The organism is Pauljensenia sp. UMB6358 (genome assembly GCF_030216865.1).
GTDB classification, from domain to species: Bacteria; Actinomycetota; Actinomycetes; order Actinomycetales; family Actinomycetaceae; genus Pauljensenia; species Pauljensenia turicensis_A.
In genome coordinates this window covers 1-24,472 of record NZ_JASOMS010000002.1, presented here as the reverse complement: position 1 = coordinate 24,472, position 24,472 = coordinate 1, and the positions used below count along the sequence as shown (strand labels likewise).

At 56.9% G+C, this 24,472-nt stretch carries 33 protein-coding genes; 14 read left to right on the top strand and 19 right to left on the bottom strand.

Annotation, left to right across the window (positions count from 1 at the left end; translation table 11 throughout):
• Positions 1-52: 52 nt before the first annotated feature.
• Positions 53-325: a hypothetical protein gene (locus QP381_RS01780; protein ID WP_006680492.1), complete on the bottom strand. Its 273-nt coding sequence runs from the start codon at positions 323-325 to the stop codon at positions 53-55.
• A 16-nt stretch (positions 326-341) separates the two neighbouring features.
• A complete protein-coding gene (locus QP381_RS01775; RefSeq protein WP_285067586.1) occupies positions 342-572 on the bottom strand; it encodes a hypothetical protein in 231 nt (76 codons plus the stop codon).
• Positions 573-574: 2 nt separating this feature from the next.
• Between QP381_RS01775 and QP381_RS01770 the strand changes: the two genes are divergently transcribed.
• The 10 genes from QP381_RS01770 to QP381_RS01725 all read left to right on the top strand — a co-directional run bounded on the left by QP381_RS01770 (position 575) and on the right by QP381_RS01725 (position 10,146).
• A complete protein-coding gene (locus QP381_RS01770) occupies positions 575-862 on the top strand; it encodes a hypothetical protein (protein ID WP_285067585.1) in 288 nt (95 codons plus the stop codon).
• Between the two features lie 256 nt (positions 863-1,118).
• Entirely contained in the window at positions 1,119-1,367 is a 249-nt protein-coding gene (locus tag QP381_RS01765; RefSeq protein ID WP_285067583.1) for a hypothetical protein, read from the top strand.
• 144 nt (positions 1,368-1,511) lie between these two features.
• Complete coding sequence (locus QP381_RS01760) at positions 1,512-2,078, top strand: DUF6668 family protein (protein WP_006680490.1); 567 nt, start codon at positions 1,512-1,514, stop codon at positions 2,076-2,078.
• Positions 2,078-2,392 (top strand): hypothetical protein, encoded by a 315-nt coding sequence (locus QP381_RS01755; RefSeq protein WP_006680489.1) that lies wholly within the window; start codon positions 2,078-2,080, stop codon positions 2,390-2,392. The genes QP381_RS01760 and QP381_RS01755 overlap by 1 nt, the downstream gene beginning before the upstream one ends.
• Positions 2,392-3,153: a hypothetical protein gene (locus tag QP381_RS01750; RefSeq protein WP_285067579.1), complete on the top strand. Its 762-nt coding sequence runs from the start codon at positions 2,392-2,394 to the stop codon at positions 3,151-3,153. Before QP381_RS01755 ends, QP381_RS01750 begins: the two co-directional genes overlap by 1 nt.
• A complete protein-coding gene (locus QP381_RS01745) occupies positions 3,154-4,407 on the top strand; it encodes a collagen-like triple helix repeat-containing protein (RefSeq protein WP_006680487.1) in 1,254 nt (417 codons plus the stop codon).
• Entirely contained in the window at positions 4,404-5,885 is a 1,482-nt protein-coding gene (locus QP381_RS01740; RefSeq protein ID WP_131367596.1) for an SCO6880 family protein, read from the top strand. The genes QP381_RS01745 and QP381_RS01740 overlap by 4 nt, the downstream gene beginning before the upstream one ends.
• A 143-nt stretch (positions 5,886-6,028) precedes the next feature.
• Positions 6,029-7,360, top strand: coding sequence for an ATP/GTP-binding protein (locus tag QP381_RS01735; protein ID WP_285067572.1), 1,332 nt, complete (start codon positions 6,029-6,031; stop codon positions 7,358-7,360).
• The gene (locus QP381_RS01730) at positions 7,342-9,069 is read left to right on the top strand and encodes a type IV secretory system conjugative DNA transfer family protein (protein ID WP_285067569.1); all 1,728 of its coding nucleotides are present in this window, start codon (positions 7,342-7,344) and stop codon (positions 9,067-9,069) included. The genes QP381_RS01735 and QP381_RS01730 overlap by 19 nt, the downstream gene beginning before the upstream one ends.
• 15 nt (positions 9,070-9,084) lie before the next feature.
• A complete protein-coding gene (locus QP381_RS01725; protein WP_285067567.1) occupies positions 9,085-10,146 on the top strand; it encodes a hypothetical protein in 1,062 nt (353 codons plus the stop codon).
• 47 nt (positions 10,147-10,193) lie between these two features.
• On the opposite strand, the gene QP381_RS01720 is transcribed toward QP381_RS01725, so the two are convergent.
• The 3 genes from QP381_RS01720 to QP381_RS01710 are packed head-to-tail and all read right to left on the bottom strand — an operon-like array spanning position 10,194 to position 12,968.
• Complete coding sequence (locus tag QP381_RS01720) at positions 10,194-10,577, bottom strand: DUF4913 domain-containing protein (protein WP_285067564.1); 384 nt, start codon at positions 10,575-10,577, stop codon at positions 10,194-10,196.
• A 25-nt stretch (positions 10,578-10,602) separates the two neighbouring features.
• On the bottom strand, positions 10,603-12,555 hold the full coding sequence (locus QP381_RS01715) for a relaxase/mobilization nuclease domain-containing protein (RefSeq protein WP_285067562.1): 1,953 nt from the start codon (positions 12,553-12,555) through the stop codon (positions 10,603-10,605).
• Entirely contained in the window at positions 12,552-12,968 is a 417-nt protein-coding gene (locus tag QP381_RS01710; RefSeq protein WP_285067559.1) for a plasmid mobilization protein, read from the bottom strand. Before QP381_RS01710 ends, QP381_RS01715 begins: the two co-directional genes overlap by 4 nt.
• 717 nt (positions 12,969-13,685) lie before the next feature.
• Here QP381_RS01710 and QP381_RS01705 point away from each other — a divergent pair.
• Positions 13,686-13,943, top strand: a complete 258-nt coding sequence (locus tag QP381_RS01705; protein WP_285067558.1) for a hypothetical protein — start codon at positions 13,686-13,688, stop codon at positions 13,941-13,943.
• Positions 13,944-13,993: 50 nt separating this feature from the next.
• Here the strand turns inward: QP381_RS01705 and QP381_RS01700 are convergent, their stop codons facing one another.
• The 7 genes from QP381_RS01700 to QP381_RS01675 form a co-directional block, all read right to left on the bottom strand.
• Positions 13,994-14,374, bottom strand: coding sequence for a hypothetical protein (locus QP381_RS01700; protein ID WP_285067556.1), 381 nt, complete (start codon positions 14,372-14,374; stop codon positions 13,994-13,996).
• A 355-nt stretch (positions 14,375-14,729) separates the two neighbouring features.
• Positions 14,730-14,999: a type II toxin-antitoxin system RelE family toxin gene (locus QP381_RS01695; RefSeq protein ID WP_195224626.1), complete on the bottom strand. Its 270-nt coding sequence runs from the start codon at positions 14,997-14,999 to the stop codon at positions 14,730-14,732.
• Positions 14,986-15,216, bottom strand: coding sequence for a type II toxin-antitoxin system RelB family antitoxin (gene relB, locus QP381_RS01690; protein ID WP_285067555.1), 231 nt, complete (start codon positions 15,214-15,216; stop codon positions 14,986-14,988). Before relB (QP381_RS01690) ends, QP381_RS01695 begins: the two co-directional genes overlap by 14 nt.
• Before the next feature lie 349 nt (positions 15,217-15,565).
• On the bottom strand, positions 15,566-16,120 hold the full coding sequence (locus QP381_RS01685; RefSeq protein WP_285067552.1) for a recombinase family protein: 555 nt from the start codon (positions 16,118-16,120) through the stop codon (positions 15,566-15,568).
• The gene (locus QP381_RS09645; protein WP_442953389.1) at positions 16,120-16,887 is read right to left on the bottom strand and encodes a Fic/DOC family protein; all 768 of its coding nucleotides are present in this window, start codon (positions 16,885-16,887) and stop codon (positions 16,120-16,122) included. The genes QP381_RS01685 and QP381_RS09645 overlap by 1 nt, the downstream gene beginning before the upstream one ends.
• A 1-nt stretch (position 16,888) precedes the next feature.
• Positions 16,889-17,104, bottom strand: coding sequence for a hypothetical protein (locus tag QP381_RS01680; protein WP_285067550.1), 216 nt, complete (start codon positions 17,102-17,104; stop codon positions 16,889-16,891).
• 549 nt (positions 17,105-17,653) lie between these two features.
• The gene (locus QP381_RS01675; RefSeq protein WP_279378215.1) at positions 17,654-17,767 is read right to left on the bottom strand and encodes a hypothetical protein; all 114 of its coding nucleotides are present in this window, start codon (positions 17,765-17,767) and stop codon (positions 17,654-17,656) included.
• A 214-nt stretch (positions 17,768-17,981) separates the two neighbouring features.
• On the opposite strand from QP381_RS01675, the gene relB (QP381_RS01670) reads away from it, so the two are divergent.
• Positions 17,982-18,218: a type II toxin-antitoxin system RelB family antitoxin gene (gene relB, locus QP381_RS01670; RefSeq protein WP_006680471.1), complete on the top strand. Its 237-nt coding sequence runs from the start codon at positions 17,982-17,984 to the stop codon at positions 18,216-18,218.
• Positions 18,184-18,474 (top strand): type II toxin-antitoxin system RelE family toxin, encoded by a 291-nt coding sequence (locus tag QP381_RS01665; protein WP_207326459.1) that lies wholly within the window; start codon positions 18,184-18,186, stop codon positions 18,472-18,474. The genes relB (QP381_RS01670) and QP381_RS01665 overlap by 35 nt, the downstream gene beginning before the upstream one ends.
• Positions 18,475-18,653: 179 nt before the next feature.
• On the opposite strand, the gene QP381_RS01660 is transcribed toward QP381_RS01665, so the two are convergent.
• The 7 genes from QP381_RS01660 to QP381_RS01630 all read right to left on the bottom strand — a co-directional run bounded on the left by QP381_RS01660 (position 18,654) and on the right by QP381_RS01630 (position 24,017).
• Positions 18,654-19,622, bottom strand: a complete 969-nt coding sequence (locus QP381_RS01660; protein ID WP_006680469.1) for a DNA cytosine methyltransferase — start codon at positions 19,620-19,622, stop codon at positions 18,654-18,656.
• Between the two features lie 55 nt (positions 19,623-19,677).
• Complete coding sequence (locus QP381_RS01655; RefSeq protein WP_285067544.1) at positions 19,678-20,829, bottom strand: ArdC family protein; 1,152 nt, start codon at positions 20,827-20,829, stop codon at positions 19,678-19,680.
• Positions 20,830-20,831: 2 nt separating this feature from the next.
• Positions 20,832-20,966, bottom strand: a complete 135-nt coding sequence (locus tag QP381_RS01650) for a hypothetical protein (protein WP_006680467.1) — start codon at positions 20,964-20,966, stop codon at positions 20,832-20,834.
• Between the two features lie 310 nt (positions 20,967-21,276).
• Complete coding sequence (locus QP381_RS01645) at positions 21,277-21,651, bottom strand: single-stranded DNA-binding protein (RefSeq protein ID WP_285067541.1); 375 nt, start codon at positions 21,649-21,651, stop codon at positions 21,277-21,279.
• Between the two features lie 30 nt (positions 21,652-21,681).
• Positions 21,682-22,614, bottom strand: coding sequence for a C40 family peptidase (locus QP381_RS01640; protein WP_285067539.1), 933 nt, complete (start codon positions 22,612-22,614; stop codon positions 21,682-21,684).
• Positions 22,611-22,973 (bottom strand): glutaredoxin family protein, encoded by a 363-nt coding sequence (locus QP381_RS01635; protein ID WP_006680464.1) that lies wholly within the window; start codon positions 22,971-22,973, stop codon positions 22,611-22,613. Before QP381_RS01635 ends, QP381_RS01640 begins: the two co-directional genes overlap by 4 nt.
• Before the next feature lie 174 nt (positions 22,974-23,147).
• Positions 23,148-24,017, bottom strand: coding sequence for a DNA adenine methylase (locus QP381_RS01630; RefSeq protein WP_285067538.1), 870 nt, complete (start codon positions 24,015-24,017; stop codon positions 23,148-23,150).
• A 193-nt stretch (positions 24,018-24,210) separates the two neighbouring features.
• On the opposite strand from QP381_RS01630, the gene QP381_RS01625 reads away from it, so the two are divergent.
• A partial coding sequence (locus tag QP381_RS01625) for a hypothetical protein (RefSeq protein ID WP_285067537.1) occupies positions 24,211-24,472 on the top strand: 262 nt, incomplete at its 3' end.

The following is a 24,472-nucleotide window of genomic DNA, read 5'->3' as shown; positions in this document are numbered from 1 at the left end:
CACTATAGGGAGTGTGGGCAGAGTGCCAATTTGGCACTCTGCTTTTTGGTTTTTATAGGGGTTTGAATTCGTCGTTGATTTGTTGGATGACTTCTTCGTAGTTGGTGTCTCGTCCTACTTCGACCGTGTTTGTGGCGACGGTGATGAGGATGCGGTAGAAGATTCTGTTTTCGTTTGGGTCAAAGCCGTATTGGTAGGCCAGTTGTGTTCCCACGGTTTGAGCTGTGGCGTAGTCGTGGGCGATGAAGTATCTACTTCCGGCCTGGTCGGGGGTTGTGCCCTCGAAGGTGACGATGTATTCGTTGTGGTGTTCGAGTTGTTGCATGTGTTGGTTTCTCCGGTTAGTAGATGGTGATGGTGCCCGAGTTTGCTAGGCCGTCGCAGCTGGTGGTCCACGATTGTGTGCCAAGTGGGATGCCACTAACGGTGGCGTATGCGGTGCCGGGGATTGAGGTGCTTGCCGCCCCACCGGTTCCGCCGATGCTGATGCTGCATGTGGCGTAGCCGCTGCCCGAAAGACTGATTGAGAAGTGCGCGGCCCCTCCACCACTGGTGTTTACCGAGGTGTTCATCGATGTCACTCCAGCAGGAGCCGGAGCAGGTGCTGGGGCTGGGGCTGGGGCTGGTGCTGGAGCCGGCGTGGGTGCAGGTTCTGGCGAGGGTGCTGGAGTGGGTTCTGGTTCGGGTGCTGGTGCTGGTTCTGGTTCCGGCGTGGGTGCAGGTTCTGGTTGGGGTGCTGATTGCGGCCACCTCTCAGACTGGGGTGTGGGTTTGTCGGTTTCTTGAGTCGAAACCGGCGCGCTTGGCTGCCCGGTTGGTTCGCTGGGTTTTCCGCCACCTGGTTGTAGCATGCGCACACTGAATATGACCGCTAGCGTCATGAGGATGATGAGTGTGGCCACGATGAGCTTTAACCGTTTGATTCGGGCCGGCTTATCCTTGCTGTCACCTGGGTTGTGCGTTGCAGGTTCTGCTTTTTCCTGAGGCGTTTTTCTGTTAATGCCTTGAGGGGCTGGGGCAATAGTTTCTTCTACTCTTTGTGGCTCTGGTGGCCTTTGGGGTGGAAGGGTGGCTTGTTTGTGCAGGGTTTGGGGCAGGGGCTGAGTGTGGTCTAGGTCGTGTTCAAGGTTGCTGGCAACTCCGGCATTGCTGGCATTGCTGGCATTGGCGGCATTGCTGGCGTTGTCGGTGGTGGGGGTTTCCGCGTTGTCGGTGTGGTGGGTGTCTATGTCTCCGTTTGGGTGGATGCTCATGTGGTAGGTGCCGTCTGGGCCGCTGGCGGTCACGGGGAGGGTGCGCCCGTAGTGTTTGGCGATGGAGGCAGCGACGTTCATGGCTTGCCTCTGTGCGTCTTGTCCTGGTGGTAGTTGGGCTTGGGTGATGCCGGCGCTGGCGATGGTGATGGTGCCGTCAGTGTTTTGGGTGATGGTGATGGGTGGCCAGGCGGTCATTTCTCGTCCTTGTTTTGGGTGTGTGCGCACGTTCTACGTAGTACGTAGAAGGGAGCGCACATGAGTGAAGCAAATCCGTGGGCTAGCCCGCCTGTCATGCCTGTGCAGTCGCCCGCGCCGGAAAGGCCGGTGCGGGCGCGGGTGTGGAAGCCGGGTGCACAGGTGTCGATGACGGGTGGGTTGCCGATTGTTTCGGCTCAGGGCCAGGAGTGTCCGCTGTGGGTGGTTGCTGCTCATGGTGGGGCTGGGGCCACGTCGTGGGCGAGGCTTCTTGGCGCTGGCGATGCTGGCGTGGGTTGGCCTGATCCGAGTGGGTTTACTCGCGCGGTGGTGGTTGCTCGCAATAGTTTTGTGGGGCTTCGGGCCGCGCAGTCGGCCGCTATCCAGTGGGCTTCTGGCCAGGTAGAGCGCGTGGAGTTGGCGGGCTTGGTGTTGTCTGCGGACGCGCCGGGCAGGCCGGTTAAAGAGCTGGTGGAGCTACGTAAGCGGATAGAGGGGGCGTTTCCGCGCGTGTGGCTGGTGTCGTTCCAGGCCGCGTGGCGCGCCCAACTGGCGTGGGAGGCCCCTGTTTCGCGTGAGGTTCGCAAGGTTTTGAAAGATTTGTCTGTGATTGGAAAGGAAGTCTGATGACGGTTTTTTCTAGGGGTACTGCCCTGATTGGTGCGGGTAAGGCACGCTTGGTAGCTGGCTTGGCTGGTTTGGAGCTCAACCCGGTTCCTGTGGCTCCCCCTGGCGTGGTGGATAAGGTGTCGACGGTGTTGAACTGGCTGATGTGGATTGCCGGGGCAACGGTGATTGTGGGCTTCATTATTGGTGGCATTATGCTCGCGGTTTCTAATGAGCGTGGCATGGGTAATGAGAACGTGCGCCGTATCGGGTTTGTGATTATGGGCGCGGTCGTGATCGCAGCGGCTGCGGCTTTAGCGAAAGCACTGCTGTGATGGCGGAGGAAGAAAAGGCTGTTAATAGTCTGGTTCGCCCAGGGTTTATTGTTTCTGCCTTGCTGCTTGTCGCTTTGATTGTGGGGTTGGCGTTCTTATTGTTTACCCGCGAGAACGCTCGCGAGGTCGGCGGTGATAAGCCTGTTGAAGTCTCATCTACTAGGCAGGAAAGTGGGGGCCAGGCCCAGTCTGGCCTGGTCGAGGACGCGGGGCTACCTGAGTCTGATTCAGTGTGCGGGCTTGTCGCCCATGACCAGGTGGTTCCATCTCAGGCCTTGCCGTCTGTGCCGATCGATGTTGGTGATCGTATTCAGGTGCCACATGTTGACGGGTATGGGCCGGGCGTGACGGAGGGCGTTTCGCATTGTTTTGCGCACACCCCGTCTGGAGCGATTCTTGCGTCGGCTAACTTCGTCACGTGGTTTTCATCGAAGGAACGCCTCGATGAGGTGGTGCCTACGCTCATGGCTACAGGGCCTAATCGGGATCGGTTGGAGTCTCAGATTAAGAGTCAGTGGCAGGGCGAGACTGGTTCGCCTGTGATGATTCACGGGTTTAAGTATGAAGATCGCGGCCCTGATAACGCGATGGTGGTTCTCGCTGTTTCACCCGTGGCCTCTCCCGACAAGATGATGGGGTTCCCGGTGGTGCTGGTGTGGCAGGGCGGGGATTGGAAGGTGGAGGCTCCGTCTACTGATTCGTGGGGTGAGCGGATTATTGATTCGCTACCTTTAGAGGGGTTCGTGGAGTGGGGCGCGTAAATGTGTCATTTCTGGGAGTTATCGTGCAAAATTAGCGAGGCCGCGACTGAGGCGAGTGAGAACATTATTGCCCAGTGGGCGTTCAACATCATTCAGGACGTGTCGGCCACGTTGCTGAAAGTCGGCACGGTATGGCTAGGCGTTGGCACGCCTAGCCTGACTGGAGCCGATTCTGCGGTTGGTTTCATCCATTCCACCACTCGTCTCCTCGTACTGGCTTTAGCTATCGGCTCGTTTATGGTCGCTGGTATTCACTTGGCCCTTTCTAAGCGCGGCGAGGGTGCGATGAACGTCTTGCACGCCCTGTTAGCTCTCGCTTTGGTTTCCAGTGTTTCTGTTGGCGCAGGCCAGCTACTGGTGGAGGCCTCAGATGAGTTTTCCACGTGGGTTATTGGCTTGGTTATAGATGGTGATGCAGGACAGTTTGGCGTCAAGATTCTCAACGTCACTGGTATTAACGGTGGCCTGGGGCTAACGATTTTGATCGTGGGCGGCTTGGGTGCACTGGTGGCAAACCTGGTGCAGATTGGCCTGATGTTTATCCGCTCATCGATGCTGATTTTGCTGGTTGGGATCATGCCTGTGGCGGCGGGAGCGTTTTCTACCAAGTGGGGTAGGGCATGGCTGAGCAAGATCATCGCCTGGTTTTTCGCGTTCTTAATGTTCAAACCGGCCGCGTCAATCATTTACGCGGTGGCAATCAAGCTGGTGCAGGGCGAGTCGTGGTCTATTGCTGATGGTGATGAGCTTACTCGTTTCATTACCGGGGTAATCATGATGATTTTGGCGGTACTGTCGTTGCCCGCACTGATTACTTTCATGGTTCCAGCCACTGAAGCGCTCAGTAGTGGCGGTTCTGGCGCTGGTGCTGGTGCGGGCGCGGTTCTAGCTACTGGCGCGATGACGGTCGCCAGGGGCGCGGGTGCGGCCGCTAGTGGTGGCGCTACCGAAGTAGCAGGCGCTGCCCTTGGCGCAGCCCAATCAGCTCACGGGGCAATCAATAGCGTAGCTTCGGGTGGTTCGCCTGGCGGCGGCGAGAATAGTTCGCCTGGTGTTTCAGGGCCGGCGGGAGCTTCTGGGTCTAACGGTCAAGACGGCGCTACAGGACCGTCTGGAGCTAGTGGCCAGACTGGGGCCAGCGGGCAAGATGCGGTGCCTAGCGCGGGCGGGCAGGCCCCATCGGGTGCGAGTGACGCAGCAGATGCTGGTGGCTCTTCTGGCGGGCCTAATGGTGGGCAGGAGGCTCAGTGGTGAGTGATGAGGCGGTAAAGGTTCGCACGTACGGCAACTGGCGGGTTCCACGTCGCGCAGGGCTTGGCAAGCTCGGTTTTGGTGAGTCGTTGATTGTTTTGCTTGGCCTGGCCGTGGTGTCGGTGGTGGCCATGTCCAAAGGCGTGATGGTGGCAGCCCTTGTCGCCGTGGCGTGGGCAGGCGGAGTGTTGCTTGTGATTACGCGCGACGTGCACGGAGTGTCGGTTTTAGAAAGGATGAGGCAAAAGATGCGTTTTCGGCGGGCGGCGCGTAGGAAGTCGAACATTCATGCTTCTGGTGGTCTTGCGGTTGATCCAACGCAGGGTAAGTGTCACCTACCTGGAATGTTGTACGGCTCGCGTCTGAGTGAGCATAAGGACTCTTATGAGCGTCCCTATGGTTTGGTTGAGCATGGGGATGGCACGCTCAGCGTGGTCATGTCTGTCTCACCTGAGGGGGGCGGTTTGACCGATCAGGACACGGTGGATCACCAGGTGGCATTGTGGGGCATGTGGCTTGGTGATTTGGGCGGGCAAATGGGCGTGGCTCAGGCCAGCGTGTGTGTGGAGACGATTCCTGATAGTGGGGATCGGCTTCGCCGCGAGGTGGGTGCTCGCATGAGCGATCAGGCCCCGCTGGTAGCCCGCCAGATTCTGACCCGTGTGGTCGATGATTATGGGCAGGGTGCGGCGAGGGTGCGCGCGTGGATTACGCTCACGTTTGACCCGTCTAAGATGGGCGCTTCGGCTAAGAAACGTCCGCAAGTTGTTTCACGTATTTCTTCGGACTTGCCGGGTCTTACTCAAACGCTGATGGGCACAGGCGCGGGCGGGGTGCATCTTTTGACCGCGCGTGAGGTGTGTCAGCTCACGCGCGTGGCGTTTGATCCGGCGAGTGAAGCCTTGTTTGAGCAGGCAGCTAATGCTGGTGAGGACGTTGCTTTGACGTGGGAGGATGCCGGGCCTATGAGAGCTGTGGCCCAGTGGGATCATTACCGGCACGATTCTGGTCTTTCACGCACGTGGGTGATGTCCAGGCCTGCGCGCGGGTATGTCCAATCTGGCGTGCTACGCAAGATTTTAGAGCCGTCTCGTGACGTGCAGCGCAAGCGCGTCACTATTGTGTACCGGCCTTTGGATGCGGCCAAGGCTCCAGGGGCGGCGGATGCGGATGTGAACCGCGCGGCCGCGCGGGTGGAGAACACGCCTCGGCCTACCGCTACTGCGCGTAGGGAGCTTCGCGCAGCACAGCAGGTGGCTGATGAGGAAGCGTCGGGCGCGGGCTTGTTGGATTTCGCGCTGATTATTAGCGCCACAACGAGTGCCGATGAGCTTGATGATACTTCTAGCGCGGTCCAGGCATTGGCCGCTTCTTCACGTCTTTTGGTGCGCCCGGCTTATGGCGCGCAGGATAGCGCGTTCGCACTCGGCCTACCTTTAGGGCTTCGCCCGGCTTCGCAGGCATTGTCTGGAGGCTGGTAGGCGTGGCTTTTGTAACTGACCTGGTATCAGCTCTTTTCACCAGCTCTACCACTACTAGCAGTAGGGGCAAGCCTGGTTCTGGCACGGTAGCTAATCAGCCGCTGATCCAGCCGTGGCGCGCCACATCTAAACAAGTGTGTGGCATGTTTCCCTTCATCGTGGGGTCGAACACGGCTTTAGTGGGAGCACCCCTTGGCCGGGCCTTGCAGGGCGGGGGAGCAGTGTGCGCCGACGAAATCTCATGGTTTGAACGCGGTTTGATTAGTGCCCCTTCGGCAATGGTGCTCGGCTTGAACGGTTTGGGTAAGTCCTCTCTGGTTCGGCGCATGATTACCGCTTCAGCCGGGTTCGGGGTGCACACGATGGTTCTGGGCGATATTAAGCCAGACTATGTGGCGTTGATTGAAGCCCTTGGCGGGCAAGTCATCAGTATTGAGCATGGTGGTGCGGGCATTAACCCACTCGATGCTGGCAACGTGCGTGAGGCCGTGGAGTTGTTGGAAGCGGCAGGCAAGTTTGAGGATCGTGACAAGCTCCTGGCCGCAGCCCATGAGCGTAAGAAAGACATGGTGTGCTCCCTCATCCACATTATTCGTCGCACGCCACCTTCAGATAGGGAGGAGACGATTGTTGACGAGGCTATCCGTATTTTGGAGACCTATGATCGGCCAGTAGTGTTGGCTGACCTTTTGGAGGTTGTGCGCTCCGCTCCAGATGAGCTCCGCGCAGCCGCACTGGATCGCGGCGATATTAACCACTACCGGACGGTCACCGAGAGCTTGGAAGCGTCCCTCATGGCTTTGTTGTCGGGCCGCTTTGGCGGTCTATTCGCGGTGGAGACCACAACGCCGATGATGATGGATCGTTCCGTAGTGTTTGACGTGTCCGCATTTAAGGAAGCCTCAGAGGACCTGCAAGCCGCGTTGTTGCTTGCTACGTGGTCGTACGGGTTTGCGACCGTGGAGATCGCGCAGACACTGGCTGACGCGGGTGTTGCTCCGAGGCGGCGTTACAAGATTGTCATGGATGAGCTGTGGCGTATTTTACGCGCCTCATCGGGCTTGGTTGAGCGTATTGACTCTCTTACTCGTCTGAACCGCACGGTGGGTGTGGGCCAGCTGATGGTCACGCACTCGATGGCAGATTTTAACGCTCTGGCTTCCCCGGCAGACCGGCTTAAAGCCTTGGGGTTTGTTGAGCGGTCGAAAATGCTGTTTTTAGGTGGCCTTCCCGCCCGTGAGATGGAGTTGTTGGAGGGCGTGTTTTCTTTGACCGAGAAAGAAAAGTCGATGCTCACCTCATGGAACGCGCCGGGCACGTACGACCCCACCACGGGTAGGGACGCCCCGCCTCTTGGCATGGGCAAGTTCATGTTGAAAACCTCCAACGCTCCAGGCACACCGTTCCAGGTGCGTTTCGTAGCGGGGGAGGCTGCCTTGTCGGATACGAACCAACGGTGGAACAAAAGAAGATGAGTGCGCGCGATGATGTATCCACGTGGGAGCCGTCCACTGTTGTAATGGCGGTCTTTATCGCCATTGTGGGCGCAGCTAGCCTGCTTATCACTCTTGGCGCACACACTTGGGCGCTCTGGCGCGGGGTAGACGGGGTTTCGTGGAACCCGTTTACTCTCATGATCGAGGTGTTTCAGGGCCGGCTTGACCCGACCGGCGAAGTGTATTGGTGGATCGGCGGGGTAGGCGTTGCCCTCCTCATCCTTGTCCTTACTGGTCTGGTTCTGGCACTTCCACGCCGCTCTAAGCGCTCTAGGCGCGGTGATGAGGCCGCGCAGTGGGCTGGTAGGGGTAAAGATATTGAGCCGATCACGAAGGCGGCTGTGGCCGCTAAAGCGAAGCGTTTAGGCGTGAGTGGTGCCCTCGGATTCCCGGTGGGTCGCACGGTGGCTGGTGGGATACCGGTCATGTCATCGTTTGAGGACGTGTGTATCACGATTGCAGGGCCGCGTACAGGTAAGACCACCTCGTGGGTGGTGCCCCGCATTTTCGCTGCTCCTGGCGCGGTTGTGGCCACGTCGAACAAACGGGACATAGTAGATGAGACCCGCACGCGTCGTGCTCAGGCCACGGGTGAACAAGCGTGGGTGTTTGACCCTCAAGGCCTCGCTGGGGAGGAACAGTCGTGGTGGTGGAACCCGCTATCGTACGTGACTGATTATGTGCAGGCAGGCGCGTTGGCGGACATGTTTTTATCTGCTGAGGACGTGTCGAATAAGGACGGCAACGACATGTGGGATCAGTGGGCGTGCCAACTGATTGCCCCGATGCTGTTAGCGGCCGCCACGGCAGGCAAGCCCATTACGGCTTTGCACACGTGGTTGGCTGACCAGACTAATGATGAGCCGGTTCTGTTGCTCCGCAGCCTTGCAGGCGAGTGCGCTGAGGATGACGTGCGAGATGATCTGTTGAAAGCTGCTACTAGCCTGGAAGGGTTTATGGGGATGCCCGCTGAAACGCGCGGCAGTGTGTATGGTGGCGCGGTGCGGATCATGCACTTTTTGAATAACACGCGTCTCATGCGTTGGGTCACCCCCGTCAAGGGCGTGCCCGAGTTTCACCCAAGCGAGTTCGTTAAGACCAAGCAAACCTTGTATTGCTTGTCGCAAGAAGGACGCGGCAGTGCAACCCAGATTGTCACCCCGCTTACCGTGGCCGTGGTTGAAGCGGCCACGGCCTACGCCACTAGCCAGGCGGGCGGCAGGTTGGCTACTCCCATGCTGATCGAGTTGGACGAGGCCGCGAATGTGTGTCGGTGGAACGAACTACCCTCGCAGTATTCCCATTTTGGTTCTCGCGGGCTGTGTGTAGACACGGTGTTGCAGTCGTGGAGTCAGGGTGAGCGAGTGTGGGGCGATAAGGGCATGAAGGCCCTTTGGTCGGCCGCGAATGTGAAGGTGTATGGCGGTGGCGTGTCAGAGCCAGACTTTTTGCGCAACCTCTCAGAACTGATTGGTACACATTGGGTGGACTCTACCCAGATTTCAAGTTCTTCTCAGGGCAGGTCGTATTCAACATCTAAGGCATCCCAACAGCGGCCTATTGCCACCGTGTCGGACTTGCAGGCACTACCGCAAGGCAGGGCGTGGGTGTTCGCTTCGGGCGCGGTAGCCACTTTGGTGCGACTGATCCCGTTTTGGGACCAGGAAGATTATCAGCCGGGCAAGTAGTTAAGGGAGAATACTATGGCAGATCACGTGTTGAATGAGACCAGCGCGGAAATGGTGCGCGCATGGCGGGTAGCGATGGCGGTGGGCCGTTTCATGGCCATGCGCAGAGAACAAGCCTTACGCAAGGCTGAACAATCCTCAGTCCAGCATGAGAGAGCGTTGCGAAGGGCGATTGAGGATGAGCGCCTGTTAGCGCAAAAGGTTTACTCTCAAGCCCTTGACGATAAGTGGTGGCACACCGCCGTCGAAGATGACGCAGCCTACGTTTACGGGGTGGCACGCCGTTTTAGCGATATTGACCCCCAGGCAGAGTTAGCTGCGCGCAGGTGTGAGAGGGAGGCTAAAGAGCGGTGGGGCATTGACGTTCACGGCCCGCTGGCAAGACCAGGTGATATTCCCAGTGTGGACGAGGCACTGAAGGACGCTCCCGTGCTCGATGGTGAGGACGCGGCCGAGTTAAAACCGGCCGTGCAAGAAGTGTTGTACCGGGCCTATCAGGACGGGGACTATCAGATGGTGGGCCAGGATCGGGCCGAGGCGATCTTGGACTACGTGCAAGAGCAGAAGGACACTGCCCCGGATTGGCTCAATAGTCTCTGGCAAAAAGACTTATCCCAGTGGCTAGACGGGGACGCTCATATCGCGCAGCGGGTGCGCGATATTTATCCCGACATTCAAGCAGCTGAGCAGATGTACGCCGAAGCCGTTGGCATGGCCGCTCACGCTCAGCGTCAGGCGGGCGTTGAAGGCCGAGAAGGGCGCGAGGCGAGGCAGGAGCTCAAGGCGGGCGAGTCTAGCGAGGGTGCAGAAGGCGTAGCGGTGAAAGAGATGAGCGAAGCCAAGCATGCCGGGCGCGGCGCTGAGGTGGCGTGGGATACGATGCAGGCCCGACAGGCGCACGCCCAGTCTTTGCTCGATCAGGGAGCAGACCCGCAGGCGGTGCGCGCGGCGATGACTGCCGACACGGGACTACACCAGCCCGCTAGGACGGCCACGCGCAAGAGCGGTAAGACGAACACTACTCCCGCGCGAGTGCCAAGTAAGAAGGCGGTGCGTGTACAGACCCGCCACATGTAGACCGAGTGAGAGGGCGGCCGACACTACATAGTGTCGGCCGCTCGTCATTATTCGCGCGGCTGGATAATGTCAGGAGCGGCTGGCTCACAAGGAAGCTCCCCATCAGGGTGAGGCCGCATGTCGCGATGCCCGCCCTCGACGCTACAGCCTTTGAAGGGGCCGTCATTGTCGAGTAGTACCGCCATGATTGGATCAGCGTAGCTTACCAGCCACTGCGCAGCTGCTAGCGGTCCATCGTGGACGCGCATGTGCTCCCAAGCAAGCCATAAGGCTTGCAAGCGGTAGACCGCTTCATCATGCTTCCACCATTGCGGACACCACGTCATCCGCCCTTTAGGTAAGGCGCGCTCGTAGATGCGCACAAGAAAATCACGAACGAACACGTCCACGGTGGGGTAGTACAGGCCAGGGGTATCTACTTCTTCACTCATACCCGCTACGTGGACTGTGCGCGCACTACCTGGAGCGGGACTGCCCACCACGCTTGGGTGGTAGCCACGTTGGTTTGCTCCGGTGGCGGGTGGGGCCTACCTTCTTAATCTGCGGGACCTCTCCAATACCAGGTAGTGGCGGCTTGGAGCGTTTACCTGCTTCACTAGCGTCTGTCCCGCTCGTGGAGGTTTGTTCTTGTTGCGTGCCCTGGTTCTCGCTTGCTTGGGCTTGGGCCGGGGTTTGGAATAGGGATTGACGTAGTTCGCTCATGTAATCGCGGTGACTATGGTTAGTGCGACTATCACTGTGCTCTGTTGGAGTGGTAAAGCCTTGGGGAGTGGCAAGCCAAGGGGTGCGCTGGCCGATACGCTCAATCTCCGCCTCTTCACCTACGCTGGCCCGCGCCACTGCCGGCTCGATGATCTGCTCAGGTGAAAGTGGCGGCTCCGGCTCAGTCGTGATTTCCGGGAGCGTGTCTTGCTGCAAAGGCACCGGCTCAGCCTGCAACTGCGTAGTGGCTTGCAGATAGGGGGCTTCCATGCGCACGCGCTCGTACACGCCGCGCGTGTCACGCAGCATTGCGGCCGCAGTGTTGGCCTGTTGGGCTTGCCGGTATAGGTCGGCCAACGCTTTTACTAGCTCCATTGTTGCCACCAGGGCAAGCGCGTAGGAGACTTCACTGTTCTTTGGAGTAACAGCGGTGCTGAGCAGTTGGGCTCCAAGGACAACCCACGGGCTTGTCCCACTCTTTTGTGCGGGCCGTTGTTTGAGTTGCCCGCTACGCCCCACTTGGCGCGCGCAGTAGTCCAGCGCGCCTCTCATCTCATCGCTTAAGTCTGGTTGCTGTGCAGCGGCAGCGAGTAGACCAGCCACATCATTAGTGGCGTTAGCAAGAGCCAATCGATCAGTTGGATCAACGTTGCTCAGCTGGTCGCGGTAGATGTCCAGGCCGCGCTTGTGGCCAAGCCATTCCTCCCTCGTGTATGAGCGGCGGCCGCCTGACAGGGGCATGCCCTTCCATGCGTCTTGCCACGCGCCCACCGCGTCAGTGGCGGACTCGATAGTGTCTGGCCAACGATCACGCAGCGCACGAAGCGTGAGGTCACGCGCGATGGAACCGCCCGCATACCATTGCGTCTTGACGCCCGGCTTAGTGTGTAGCGCAGCCGAGTAGCCCACCACCACGTCGGTGCGGCCTTTAGCAAAGCGTGGGCGCAACCTCACGCCCAGGCCACGGGCGCGGGCAATGAAGTCCACCTCGCTAGTCGCAGCCTTAGATGCTGCGCGCAAGCGTGACTCAAGCGCGGCCCGGTCGGTCACCTGCTTGCCCGCGCGCCGTGCAGCGTTGAGTGCTTGAGCGCTGTCACACTTGGAGCTGCGCGCGTGTTCGCGCGACTCAACAATGCGTAGCCCGTACTTGTGCTCAAGCGTGTTGCACGCGCGCTGGCTACGTGGTTGATCGTTCCACGAGTTCCACCTCGTGCCGTCCTCGCGAACAATGTTCGCGGCAATGTGAATGTGGTCCCCACCGTTCTTAGACGTGCCGTGATGGATCGCCACCCACCGGCACTCAGCCTTGCCTGACGCGGCGGTGAACTCCATCTCGTCCATGAAGTCGCGCGCGATTGCCGCCCACTTGTCCTCAGACAATGGACCCTCATCGGGGGACAGGGACAAAGAACAGTGCCACACGTGGTTTGGACCGTAATCAGCGACGCGTGTCTTACCCATTTCAGGATCAAACTTGCGGATAGGTCCGCTCACGAAGCGTTCGGTCTCGTGCATGAATGAGTCGAGATAGTTCGCTATCTCGCTTGCTTGAGCAAGCGACAGTTCTGACCAGTCGCCCCACCTGTTCATGATCGTCCTTGAGCCAGCCACCAAGTGCGGCTCGACATGTTCGTTCGCGCGTCCAGGACCAACCAGGTAACGCATGAGACCACCAGTGTCGCCACCATCAACAATGTTGGGCATCATCGGCGCACACTCGCAAGCAAATAGTTGATCTCATCAACGCTACGCTCAACCTGGCCTAGCACATCATCAATATGTTTAGGCAACTCCCCTTTGACGTGAGCGTAGCGAGTGAGCTGGTTGAGGTTGTTAGCCAAGCCGGTGAGCTTGCGACGGTAATCGCGCAAGTCGGTAATAACCTCTGCAAGATTGTCGGTATCAATTTCTTGTGCCGAAGCTGGATGCAACGCAGCGTGGACGAGAGTGCGTGAGAGTGACCAGCCTTGATTGTTCGCCTTAGCTTCAAGCAACGCCCGCTCTTTACTTGTGAGGTGAACACGCAACGACGAACGTTGAAGGCCGTTAATCGATCGGGGAGCGCGACGAACATCGCGCGATGCAACGCGCTGCCTATCCGGCTTGTCCGACCCACTCATCAGTCTCAGTCTCCTCAGCGTAGCGACCCGAAGGGATCACACTCCTAGTGTGCCCCAGGTAGAACCTCGTGTCTACCTGCAAGCCTGATAATGGTACCATTATCATATAGCTTGCTCCCCAGGCGACCGCGCACACTGTCGTGTGCGCTAGGGCGCGAGGGAAACGCACCTTGTGCGTTTGATTGGCTAGGGGTGCAAGCTACATGGATGTGGCTTGACCACTGTCCGCGATGAGCAGCGGAGTGAGTCGCGGAGCACGCGCGAATGCGACGGCGAGGGGCACGGTTGCGCCTAGCGTTGCTCCCCAGGCGACCGCGCACACTGTCGTGTGCGCTAGGGCGCGAGGGAAACGCACCTTGTGCGTTTGATTGGCTAGGGGTGCAAGCTACATGGATGTGGCTTGACCACTGTCCGCGATGAGCAGCGGAGTGAGTCGCGGAGCACGCGCGAATGCGACGGCGAGGGGCACGGTTGCGCCTAGCGTTGCGACGTTAAGGTGCGTGGCTACGCCTGTCGTTGCGATGGTGAAGCGCAGTGGCGCACCGCTTCGCTGTGAGACACGATCACTCTTGATAGTCGTCGCCTACGCGCGGCTGAGCGCGTTGCGAGTTCGGTTCGGTTTGGTCTGGTGGTTGTGCGCATGTGTGCGCGCACAACCTACGTAACGGGCGAAGCCATTAACCCGTGGCTTTTTGTGAAGTGAAAGGAAAACTTTGAATGTCAAACCCATTCGACCCAGTGACCAAACTGTTAAACCACGATGAGAACCGGGAGGACGCAGTGCGTAACCTCGGCCAGGCGATGATCCAACTTGAAGCAGTCGTATCTTCATACAAGAAGGCATACAAGGCGGCGCTTGCTACGGGCTGGACCACACGCGACCTCAACGTAGCCGGATTCTTCGACGTAGCAAAACTACCCAAGGTCAAGAAGATCGCCGCGCCCCCATCAAGCGCGCTCTTTAAAGACGAGTAGTAAGAACAGGGGCGTGCTAACCCGTTTGGGTTAGCACGCCCCCTGTGTTCTTATGCCACGTGTGACCACGAGTTGCGGCTGCGGCGTTCGATCGCGTATGTCGCCTGTTCTGCTAAACGCTCTCCTGCATCCCAGAGAGCATCGCTCACATCAGCGCCAAGGCAGTCTTGATAGTTGATCGTGCCCCACGAACCGCTAATCGTTGCCACGGCTTGGCAACGATGGTAAGAGATGTAAATGTTCGGCCCACCAATAGCCACCGCTAAGCTGAACCCGTTGAACTCTCCTTGCATATTGAAAGTAACCTCAATGTCCCAACAATCGTCAAGATATTCAGACAACTCTTCCGAGTAATCCGACTGAACCAAACTATCTAGTTTGGTTATGAACTCATCTATGCGTTCCTTTAATAGCGCCAAGTCCCTATCCATGATGACTCCTCTAGGTGCTGTGTCGGTTGTGACTTTGTTTTTGCCGGCTGGCACGGAGTCAATAAGTCGCGGACAAGGTCTGCCCGTCACCCTTGGCAAGTGGGCGCGGGTCATGGAATAAAAAACGAAGTGGTTTATGCCGTGAAAGCCCGCACCCACTTGAACGCGAAGCGTTTGACGGGCAGACCGCGCGACGTAGACTCGAAAGCCAGCAGGAAAAAACCCCGGAGACAAGAAGAGTGCGCGCTCACGCGCTCCACAATTGCCACCACCAGTGGCACAAAAGAAACAAGGCCACGCACCGCGTGGCCACATCACGTTAAAAACGGCTAGGAAACTTCCTAGCCGTTTTTGCTTAGCGGTATATCTCGCGTCTGTGCCCGATGGAGATAGCCAAGATAGAAAGCTTATCGTCTTTGATCTCGGCAATGAGTCGATAGTCGCCGATGCGATAGCGCCATAAGCCAGCGAGATTGCCTGTTAAGGCTTTGCCGTGAATACGCGGGTTATCGGTTTCAACAAGAGTTTTGTTAATCCAGCCTCGAATTATCTTTTGCGTGTATCCATCGAGCTTGCGGAATTCTTTCTTGAATCGATCGGATAGCTCGACATCATACCTGCTCATTGTCAAGCTCCTCCCAGAACTCTTCTATGGGAGTTGTTTTATATCCGTCCCGTGCCCACTCGTCCAGAGCTTCTTGGGCTATCTGTACGTCGTATTCGTCCTCGATACGTTCGAACAGTGCTTGCTTGAATGCTTCACCTAAAGAAATCCCGTGCAAGTGCGAATAGCTCGTGGCTAGCTTGCGTTCTTTCTCGCTAAGCCTGATTGAAAAAGCCATATTTCTACCTCCTAACATGCCTTTAGTACATAGTACTTCAATCTGTGTTGTTTGTTAATGGTTAGCCGGACAAAGCCACTCCTGTTTTCTTGAAGTGATGGCGGATAGTGCTGATTGAAGGTTGTTGAACATAGTCGCACTGCCAATAGTGCACGCTTCGAGATTGGAGCGATGAAACGCGACGATGCGCGCCGGGCGGTGGACCTTAACTAAGAGTAGATATAAACTGTTTACCAGTTGCTCTGGCCGTTGACGCTCCGCTTATAAGGATGACGCCGATGACCAGAGCTTTAGCTTATCTACTCCCCGCGCTAGCGGGCATAAGTTCAGGCATTAGCGAGGGTCTTAACTATTTATGAGGGTTTAAGGCTCTTGAGACGGTGGAGCGGCTGACGCCGAGTACCCTGGCAATTTCAGCGTTATTAGACCCGTTTTCTTGCATGGCTCTAGCGGTCTTTAACCGTTCAGGCGTCATGAGCGCGGGCCGGCCTCCAAGCCGTCCTTGGGAGCGCGCGGCAGCAAGGCCCGCTCGGGTTCGCTCTCTAATAAGGTCACGTTCGAACTGGGCAAAGGCTGCGGCCATGTGGAACACCAAACGCCCACCCGGAGTAGTAGTGTCAATCGATTCGGTAAGAGAGCGAAACTCAATGCCACGCTTATCTAAGTCCGCAATAACCTCAACAAGGTGGGGCAGTGAGCGGCCTAAGCGGTCGAGTTTCCACACCACAAGCGTGTCACCCTCACGCAAGTAGTCCATCACCTTGTCTAACTGGGGGCGCACGGTTTTAGCTCCCGAAGCATGGTCAGTGAAGATACGACTACACCCTGCCTGGGTGAGAGCCTCTAGCTGTCCGTCCAGATTCTGCTCAAGAGTAGACACCCGCGCATAACCAATAAGACTCATTACATCCCCCGTCCATAACCGTGACTCCTGCCCCTGCTTTGACGCGGTTGAGGCGCGACGTGCCGAGTTGGGTGATCCAGCTTCTTAATCTGCGGGACCTCTCCAATGCCGGGCAAGGGTGGGCGAACGGTCGCCTTTGGGGTTGATATTTGCTCAAAGACTGGAATGAGCGAGTCGGGCACTACTTCGTAAGAGCCAAGGTCTGGGCCAGATAAGGCGCTCGCTTGGTTCCATTGGCGAGGTGTGACCTGGTCGAACCGTAGCGTGTAGTTAGATAGTTGGGCAACGTGGTGCAGAAAGGCTTTGCCTGCTCGACCATTACCTTCTCTAAAAGGGTGGGCTTGGTTAAGTAGGGCGTAAACGGTCGCGATCTGCGCGCTAAAGCCTGTTTTATCCAGCGTGTTCCACGCAGTTTGCGTGATTTTCCTATGCATGTCGTTTAAGTAACGGTCAATCATGGTTGGATCAGCAAACGACGAAAACCCCTTCACCATCCCCACTGTTCGATACTGACCCGCCCACTCGTAAATATCTTGAAAGATGTACCTATGGACGGCTCGTACATGCTGTGCGTCAAAGGTGTGCGCCACTAATGTCGGGCTGGTTCGCAGAGCTACTATTCGTAGTGAAGAAACTTCGAATTCCGTCTGTTTAAGCTGCTCCACGCTTTGGCACCCAAGTAGGTTTCGCAAAACTCCCTGCTTGGTGGCAGAGTCATACGTCTCTGGATAGAAGTACGACTCCCAAGAGTCGAACGATGTGGGCATTTCACGCGTTGGCGGGTAGTGGAATTGCGCGCGCTAGATACTCGTCCGCACTTATTTCCCCGCGCATGTAGTCGGTTAGGTTCTTGACAACGCGCCGAGTTGGTTCATTGCCTTCATGCCAACCCAAGGCGAGTGTGTCTAGGACGATTTCTTGTTGTGACGGCTCAAGACCTTCGAATAGATCAGGCCAACGTTGCTCGATGTCGAAAGTGTCCATAATGTCTCCCCGTATTGTTTTAATTCTATCGCGTGCGCGTGCGGTCGATATGCTGGGTGGCTAGGGCGATGTATTCAGTGTCGCTGATTTGTCCAGATAAACACTGCTCGAGCAAATCTCTAATGTAGGCGTCAGTAATAGTGTGGCCAGCTAAAGCCAGCGCCGCATCTGCAAACGATATGGCCTCGCGTACTGCGGCCTGAGTTACTAATCGCGGTTGTGTTGGCACGCTCATAATGTCTCCCCGTATTGTTTTAATTCTATCGCGGGCGCGTGCGTTACTCAATGGGTGGTGGTTCTGAACGGGTCGGGTTTTGGGCGCTAGTTTTGCACGTTTTGTTTGCTTGGTTTTAAGCGGTTTCTTGTTTCGGTAGTTGTGGTGTGCGTTATCGGTCGATAATGCACACTCGTCTGGACTCTCAGTCGTAGGGGCTAAATTCGTGCTCGATGTCTGCGTCAGTGATTGTGGCGCTGTTAGCTAGTGTGTAGGGGTTATCCCCGCATTGCGCGGGGTGTGTAGCGAAAACCGTGGGTTTACCTGCTTAGTGGCTATGCGTCTATGAGTGATTTGGTGAGCATGGCGCGCACTAGCTCGCTAGTGGTCATGTTCTCCTTGTCTGCCGTGGCTGTTAGCGCCCGTTTCATAGCGGCAGGAATCTTCACTGAGAGAGTCTCGCTACCCTCGCTGCTTAAGGCGCTGGGCGTGGACCAAACAGCGCTGGATCTGCGTATTGGGCCACCACGACACACATCACCGGTGCCCGACTCATAATGAGAATCTCCAGGCAATACTCTTTCCCCGAAAAACGATCGCCAGAGATTGAATAAGAAGCGGGAACCAGCTAAGATGTTTACACGTAAACACTTGGGAGGAGTTATGGCAACATCAGTCGCAGCACTACGTATTCCGCAAGACCTTGCAGGTCGATATGACCGCCTTGCGTCGATGACAGGCAGAACGAAAACTTACTACCTCACCCAAGCTCTCGCAGAGTCGATTGATCGCCTTGAATACGAGTATGGCCTCATGCAAAAGGTTGAAGATTGGCGTGCTGGCAGACTTGAAACTGTAAGCCTTGATGAGTTGGAGGCTGACCTTGGCGTGGAAGGTTGAGGTCGATAAAGGCGCGCAACGCTTTTTGGCGAAGCTGGATAAGCCAATAGCTCGACGTATCGTCGCTAAACTTCGACAGATTTCAGAGCTTGATGACCCTCGGATGCAGGGGAAGGGTCTGACTGGAAACCTGGCAGGACTGTGGCGTTACCGAGTTGGAGATTATCGGCTCGTGTGCCTCATTGAAGATGATGTAATGGTAGTTCTTGTCGTCGATGTAAATCATCGTTCACAGGTGTACAAGGGGCGTTCATAAACGAACGATTCTGCCCGTGTCAGCACCACCAGTCAGGGCGGGTATCCCCGAAAGACTCATTGAGAATCTTCGCATCAGGGTAGAGCTTGCTCGCAATCCTTGCTGTCGTAGAGTCAATCTCAACACCCACCATGTCAAAGCCTTAAGGCAACACCAAACGCCCACCCTAAAAATGGTGATCAGTTGCTCAGGGCGCGGACGATGTTCTCGGCAATGCGGTGAATAACCTCAACGCACACCGAGTTTCCTGCCTGCTTGTACAGACGTGACTCGGCTTGCTTTGCAAGCTTGAAATCAAGTGGGAAACCCTGCGTATTGAAGCACTCGTGAGCAGTCAGCTTACGGATACCGCTTCTCACGCGGACGATGGGAACGTTATGTCCTCCTTCGCCCATGTTTGCGGTCAGAGTCGGGACAACACCAGACATGTTCTTACGTACGTATCGACGACGCCATTGATAGACGGCTGACGGATCGTCCATCGCAGCCTCAAGCTGCTCATACACGTCGCCTTTGAATTTTCCGGCGGTGTAGTAGTAGCGCTCACCCACCTCATGATCGAAATCGATAATGTCTGACAGACTCTTTGTTAGCGGAATCGGATCTGGGAATGAGAATCGCGCACAATCTGCTTCATTCCGGAAGCAGGCAATGTAGATACGCTCACGGTTCTGGGGAGTATTCCCATATTCCATCGCATTCAATACTTGGTAGCGGTAGTGGTATCCCTCTTCTTTCAGCGCTTCGAGGATGACTCTGAATGTGTTCCCACGATCATGACTCACTAGGTTTTTCACGTTTTCAAGGAAGATGACGCGAGGCTTCTTCACTGCGATAATCCGCATCAATTCGAAGAAAAGATCGCCTCGACCTTTCTTGTCGGTAAACCCTTGACGGTATCCCGCCACTGAAAAGGCCTGGCAGGGGAAACCGCCGACAAAGATATCGGCATCGGGTACTTCTTCGGGCAGAACCTCGTGAATATCGCGCCCATCTACTGTGAGATCAAAGTTCTGTTCATACGTTTGGGCGGCATATGGATCGAACTCATTGGCGTAAATCGTCTTTACTTTGCCGGTTTCTTCAAATCCGAGGTCGATCCCTCCGATTCCCGCAAAGAATGACGCTAACGTCCACTTCTCAGCCATGAATATGCCCCATTTCCACTTGGTGCCACTGATGGTGTTACCTGCTTGCTGGTTCCTATCTGTGTAGGGATAGGCTCGCGGTTTGGTGTGGTGTGCGCCGGGTGGTGGGGTGCTGGGTTGGGTGATCCAGCTTCTTGAGCTGCGGCACCTCCCCAATACCGGGCAAGGGTGGTTTTGAGCGTGTGGGTGTTGTTTCGTGTGCTTCTTCTACTTGGGATTGTTCTTGTTGTTGTTGCCTGGTTTGGGTGCGTTGCAAAGTGTTTACTGCTTCGTCGCTGGGTGTTTGCGGGTTGAGCTGGTCGATGATCCAGTTCGAGTTTTGGATTACCCGTTCCCCGGTGGCGAGGATGGTTTTTTCGTCTGCGTCTGCCCACCCGGCGATGTATCCGGTGGAGTATTCGGCTGTGTCGAGGCCGAAGTATTTACTGACTAGGTAGGCGCATGATTCGGCTTCTACTTCTTTGATCCCCCTATGCATGGACTCAGTTTGATCTGCTTGGTCCATGTGGAGTCGCGCGTGACTGATCTCGTGAATAAGAGTCTTGAACTGGTGGGCCTCAGGCGCGTCGGTGGCTACCGCGATGGCTTTCTCACCTTGCCCCTCGATCATCGGCCGCATTGTTACCCCGTATGCGCCACCAAGAGCTTTGCGCGTGGTTTCTTCATACTTGTACCCAAGATCAGCCACAATCTGTTTCGCGCGCTGCCATAACTGCTCAGAGCGCTCTCCGGTTACTTGGGGTAGGTCTTTGCCTTTGATCGGTTCACCTTCGGTTTGGTGGTAGCCAAACGTGGGGCGCACGGTAAACCCTGTGACGGCGGGCTTCCAGATAATGTCTTTCTTGTCGTACTTTTCTAGCTCGCTTTTGTCTATTGGCCGGTCCTCATCTTTGAGGAAGGGGAGCTTGTAGGTGACGGGTGCTAGGACGTGGTAGCTTTTTTCTCCTTTTTGGACGTGTCTACCTAGCTTTTTCCACGCTGTGTAGGAAGCAAACGATGATTCCTTGCTTCCGCGCTGGTGGGCTTGGGTGTGGAGCCACACGAGGTTGCGGAAGGAGTACTGGGGCATTTTCGCCATGTAGTCCAGCATGTCTTTCCATGTTTGGGTGTCTTTGAACCGGCCAGCTGCTGCGGCGATTTCTTCGTGAGCTTTGGCGAGTTTGGCTTCGCGTTCTTCTTTGGCTTCTTCTTTGCTGCGGGTGGCCATGATTAGTTGCCTACCTTGCCACTTTGAGCTTCAAGAGCCTGGAGGCGTTGTGAGAGCTGTTCGATCTGGTCTTGCTGGGCTTGGACCTGCTCGATGAGGGTTTCTACGAGTTCTAGCGTGGTGTATTGGTTGTCCATTTGAATCTCCTGGTTAGTTGTTCGCGCGTTCTAGGTGCCTTACAGCGCGTTTATGGGGTATGTCTGCGCGCTGAGGTGCTAGTCATTGCATGTCTCGCGCCATCGAGTGGCGGTATGTGTCGCCGTTCGAGTATGTGATGAGGCACTCCTCCAGCCGGTCGAGGTGTCCGGATCGGTGGCGAGCGATGCCCAACGAAGAGAAGCATTTTCGGCAGGTGTGGCAGTAGCAGTCGCGCTTCCGCTTTCTTGTCTTGCGTGTCTCGCATGGGTGCGCCCGGTCGAGTGTGCGGGTCATGGGTGTTCCCCTTGGTTAGTTGTTTGTGGAGTTGTGGGTGCTGATGTGTAGTTCTTGGCGGGCAATGTCTGCCCCGATGTGGTCTACCCACACGTCGTGAGCTACTCGCTCTTGCCCGTCTTGACTGGTGTAGGTGCGCGCGTGGTAGGTGCCAGTGAAGATGATGGCGGCGTTGCCGTTTAACTCTTGGAAGTCTTTGAGTTTCACGGCAGCCTGCCCGTGGACTCGTAGGTAGTAGCCGGTGGTGGCCACGGTTTCCCACTTGCCGGTTTCTGGGTCTTTAGCCCGGTCATTAACGATCACGGTTACGCGACCCTGGTGGGTGCCGTCCTCGGTTCGGGTGAGTTTGACGGGGCCTGCTAGATTTCCAGCTCGTACTATGTAGCTCACTGTTGGACTCCTCAATGGTTGTTTGGTTGGTTAGATGCGGACGGCTTGCCAGTGCAAGCTGAGCCAGTAGGGGGTGTCGAGGGGTATTTGTTCGACGTGTCCGCCCACGTCGGGGGCGTGGATCATGAGCCGCTTGCCACTGGGGTCTTTGCCTGCGTAGATGCCGATGTGGTGGTAGTGGCCACTGCCCGGAGTGGAAAAGCCGATCAGGTCGCCTGGTTGTAGGGCTGATTGGTCTATGGGTGTGCCTGCTCGGGTGATGATGTCGTGGGCGGTTCGCGCGTTGAGGGGTTTGCCGAGGTCGGTGTAGACGCGCACGATGAGGCCCGAACAGTCCAGTCCATCCGCGCTGGTGCCTCCCCACTTGTAGGGGGTGCCAAGATATTTTTGGGCAGTGGCCACTACGGACGAGGCTGAAGCACTTTTTTGAGTGTATTTTTTGGCCAGCTGTTTGATTTTGGTTACGTAGTTTTGGGTTTCAGAGTAGGGGGGTATGCCCCGGTATTGTTGGACGGCTCCCGGTCCCGCGTTGTATGCGGCCAGGGCAAGATCAACCACGTTTCCTGTTGCTTGCCCGCTCGCGACGTAGGCTTTCACGGTGTCTACTAGCTTGCACATGAACTGGCCTTGGCTGGCGATAGCGTCGATAGGGTCGAACGGGTCGGCCACCCCGTCCCCGTTTGCGTCTATCCCGTGAGATTTCCATGTGGCGGGCATGAACTGAGCGATACCTTGTGCGCCTGCTGGGCTGAGCGCTTTCGGGTCCCACCCGGATTCAGCCTCGATTTGTCCAGCGATGAGGCTGGGCGTGATTTCGGTGCAGATACTCCCCGCTTTCATCACGGCCTGCACATATTCGGGGGGCACTCCCTCTAGGCCCGCTCCTGCTCCTTCGGCTCCGCCTCCAGTCATCATGAGGGGCAAGAGCATGAGCGGGGCTGCGGCGATGAGTGTCGTTTTCACAGCCCGCGCCCTTGCTCGGTGGTTACACCGTGATCGAGGTTCCTAGTGTGGCTGGGGGTGCTGACAGCGCTTGTGTGGCCGGTATTGTTTGCGCGGCCCGCCTGGTCTGGTTTGGTGTAAGGGGTGGCCAGGGCGATGATTTCGCGGATGCGCTGGGGGTTAAACCCAGATGAGCGACCCGTTTGGGTTTCTATGATCGGGGCTGATAGGAGGCCTTCGTTTTTGAACTGTTCTACCAGGTCGGGTCGCTTGCTTAAGTCAATGGCGTTGTAGGTGATTCCTGCCTTGTCCAACTTGCGTTGGGTCAGGGCACACCCTGGACAGTGCGGGGTGGTGTAAATAGTAATGTTTTCGCTCATACCTACTACGTAGGTTGTGCGCGCACAGAGTTAAGGCCCGCACCTTTTGGTGCGGGCCTTAACTATCCCTGGAAGGGGCCAGAGAGAGGTTGCGATTCGTCCCTTCGGTGCTCATTTGACCCAGAGCGTTCGCGACGTCATGAGTACGCCGATTGAGTCTTTTGGCTAATGAGGTTAGATCCAATTGGCTTGTACGCCGGGGGTGATTTCCTGAGTGCGAGGAACGTTAATCGTTGGCCCGTAGATGATGGTTTCTGTCCCGATATGACTGTTTTGTGCGGTATGAGCGAGGTTGAAGCGAGCACAACGTTCGCCTCCATATAGATCTTGCCAGATGATTTTTTCATCATCGTAGGTGAGAACCCAAGGGTAGAGAGCGCTCAGAATTTTATCGGCGAGGGTTTTGTGGTCGTCAGCATTGAAGGCGTGGAGATAGAGCTTGTTCCCCTGGACGACGTATGGGGGGTCAGCGTAAACAAAGATGTTGTCCTCGTAGTGCTCGATACTGTCAAGGAAATCGAGCGCATCAAGCTCGGTCACGGTGATGTGGTCGGCTAATTCTTGGATGCGTTTGATGCGCGAGATGAGTCCTTGTTTGTTGTAGCGGGCATCGATGAGCCATCTGCCGGTCTGATTGAGTCCACCGATGGGGCGTGCAGTGAGGATGCCAGATCGGTTGGTGCGATTGAGGAAGAAAGTGGCGAAGCCGAGGGCGAGATCGTCTCCATTGGGACCCGCTTCAAAGATTGCGCGCTGTTCGTGCCATTGACTGATAGTGACCTCCGTTGTTTCGATGAGCTGGATAAATTCATCGGAGTGAGTAGTTACGGAGCGCCAGAAGGCCGCGATGCCGGGGTGGACATCATTGATGTGGATGTGGGAGACACATTCTTCGTCGAGGAGGCGTAAGGCTGCGCCAGCGCCTCCAGTGAAGGGTTCTGCGTATCGGGTGGGAACGGGGTCCTGGATAGCGAGGAGCTGGGCGAAAAAGGGTGCGAGGCGTACTTTTCCGCCGGGGTATCGCAGGGGTGATAGGTTCCTCATGCAGTTCCTTGTTTGTGCAGTTGGTTTTCGCTCATACCTACTACGTAGGTTGTGCGCGCACAGAGTTAAGGCCCGCACCAAAAGGTGCGGGCCTTAACTATCTCTTGGAGGGGCCTGTGGGGTTAGTTTTTGCGTCGCTTAGCTACGAGGGCGGCTGCACCACCTGCGGCTAGTAGCGTGGCTACGCCTAGCGGTGCGAGGTTTGCGCCTGTTTGAGCAAGCGGCTGGGGTGTGGGCTCAGGTTCCGGCGAAGGTGCAGGTTCTGGCGAGGGCTCAGGTTCCGGCGAGGGTGCTGGTTCTGGCGAGGGCTCAGGTTCCGGCGTGGGCGATGGTTCTGGCGTGGGTGCTGGTTCTGGCGTGGGTGCTGGTTCCGGCGAAGGTGCTGGTTCTGGCGAGGGCTCAGGTTCCGGCGTGGGCGATGGTTCTGGCGTGGGTGCTGGTTCTGGCGTGGGTGC

What these genes read in the sequence shown, in the direction of transcription:
- QP381_RS09645 (WP_442953389.1), bottom strand. Translation starts at nt 16,887, where the DNA reads ATGCCCACATCGTTCGACTCTTGGGAGTCGTACTTCTATCCAGAGACG.
- relB (WP_006680471.1), top strand. Translation starts at nt 17,982, where the DNA reads ATGGCAACATCAGTCGCAGCACTACGTATTCCGCAAGACCTTGCAGGT.
- QP381_RS01725 (WP_285067567.1), top strand. Translation starts at nt 9,085, where the DNA reads ATGGCAGATCACGTGTTGAATGAGACCAGCGCGGAAATGGTGCGCGCA.
- QP381_RS01685 (WP_285067552.1), bottom strand. Translation starts at nt 16,120, where the DNA reads ATGAGTCTTATTGGTTATGCGCGGGTGTCTACTCTTGAGCAGAATCTG.
- QP381_RS01705 (WP_285067558.1), top strand. Translation starts at nt 13,686, where the DNA reads ATGTCAAACCCATTCGACCCAGTGACCAAACTGTTAAACCACGATGAG.
- QP381_RS01710 (WP_285067559.1), bottom strand. Translation starts at nt 12,968, where the DNA reads ATGAGTGGGTCGGACAAGCCGGATAGGCAGCGCGTTGCATCGCGCGAT.
- QP381_RS01760 (WP_006680490.1), top strand. Translation starts at nt 1,512, where the DNA reads ATGAGTGAAGCAAATCCGTGGGCTAGCCCGCCTGTCATGCCTGTGCAG.
- QP381_RS01720 (WP_285067564.1), bottom strand. Translation starts at nt 10,577, where the DNA reads ATGAGTGAAGAAGTAGATACCCCTGGCCTGTACTACCCCACCGTGGAC.
- QP381_RS01660 (WP_006680469.1), bottom strand. Translation starts at nt 19,622, where the DNA reads ATGGCTGAGAAGTGGACGTTAGCGTCATTCTTTGCGGGAATCGGAGGG.
- QP381_RS01745 (WP_006680487.1), top strand. Translation starts at nt 3,154, where the DNA reads ATGTGTCATTTCTGGGAGTTATCGTGCAAAATTAGCGAGGCCGCGACT.
- QP381_RS01755 (WP_006680489.1), top strand. Translation starts at nt 2,078, where the DNA reads ATGACGGTTTTTTCTAGGGGTACTGCCCTGATTGGTGCGGGTAAGGCA.
- relB (WP_285067555.1), bottom strand. Translation starts at nt 15,216, where the DNA reads ATGGCTTTTTCAATCAGGCTTAGCGAGAAAGAACGCAAGCTAGCCACG.
- QP381_RS01700 (WP_285067556.1), bottom strand. Translation starts at nt 14,374, where the DNA reads ATGGATAGGGACTTGGCGCTATTAAAGGAACGCATAGATGAGTTCATA.
- QP381_RS01735 (WP_285067572.1), top strand. Translation starts at nt 6,029, where the DNA reads ATGTTTCCCTTCATCGTGGGGTCGAACACGGCTTTAGTGGGAGCACCC.
- QP381_RS01650 (WP_006680467.1), bottom strand. Translation starts at nt 20,966, where the DNA reads ATGGACAACCAATACACCACGCTAGAACTCGTAGAAACCCTCATCGAG.
- QP381_RS01695 (WP_195224626.1), bottom strand. Translation starts at nt 14,999, where the DNA reads ATGAGCAGGTATGATGTCGAGCTATCCGATCGATTCAAGAAAGAATTC.
- QP381_RS01655 (WP_285067544.1), bottom strand. Translation starts at nt 20,829, where the DNA reads ATGGCCACCCGCAGCAAAGAAGAAGCCAAAGAAGAACGCGAAGCCAAA.
- QP381_RS01780 (WP_006680492.1), bottom strand. Translation starts at nt 325, where the DNA reads ATGCAACAACTCGAACACCACAACGAATACATCGTCACCTTCGAGGGC.
- QP381_RS01635 (WP_006680464.1), bottom strand. Translation starts at nt 22,973, where the DNA reads ATGAGCGAAAACATTACTATTTACACCACCCCGCACTGTCCAGGGTGT.
- QP381_RS01770 (WP_285067585.1), top strand. Translation starts at nt 575, where the DNA reads ATGTCACTCCAGCAGGAGCCGGAGCAGGTGCTGGGGCTGGGGCTGGGG.
- QP381_RS01680 (WP_285067550.1), bottom strand. Translation starts at nt 17,104, where the DNA reads ATGGACACTTTCGACATCGAGCAACGTTGGCCTGATCTATTCGAAGGT.
- QP381_RS01750 (WP_285067579.1), top strand. Translation starts at nt 2,392, where the DNA reads ATGGCGGAGGAAGAAAAGGCTGTTAATAGTCTGGTTCGCCCAGGGTTT.
- QP381_RS01665 (WP_207326459.1), top strand. Translation starts at nt 18,184, where the DNA reads ATGAGTTGGAGGCTGACCTTGGCGTGGAAGGTTGAGGTCGATAAAGGC.
- QP381_RS01715 (WP_285067562.1), bottom strand. Translation starts at nt 12,555, where the DNA reads ATGATGCCCAACATTGTTGATGGTGGCGACACTGGTGGTCTCATGCGT.
- QP381_RS01775 (WP_285067586.1), bottom strand. Translation starts at nt 572, where the DNA reads ATGAACACCTCGGTAAACACCAGTGGTGGAGGGGCCGCGCACTTCTCA.
- QP381_RS01630 (WP_285067538.1), bottom strand. Translation starts at nt 24,017, where the DNA reads ATGAGGAACCTATCACCCCTGCGATACCCCGGCGGAAAAGTACGCCTC.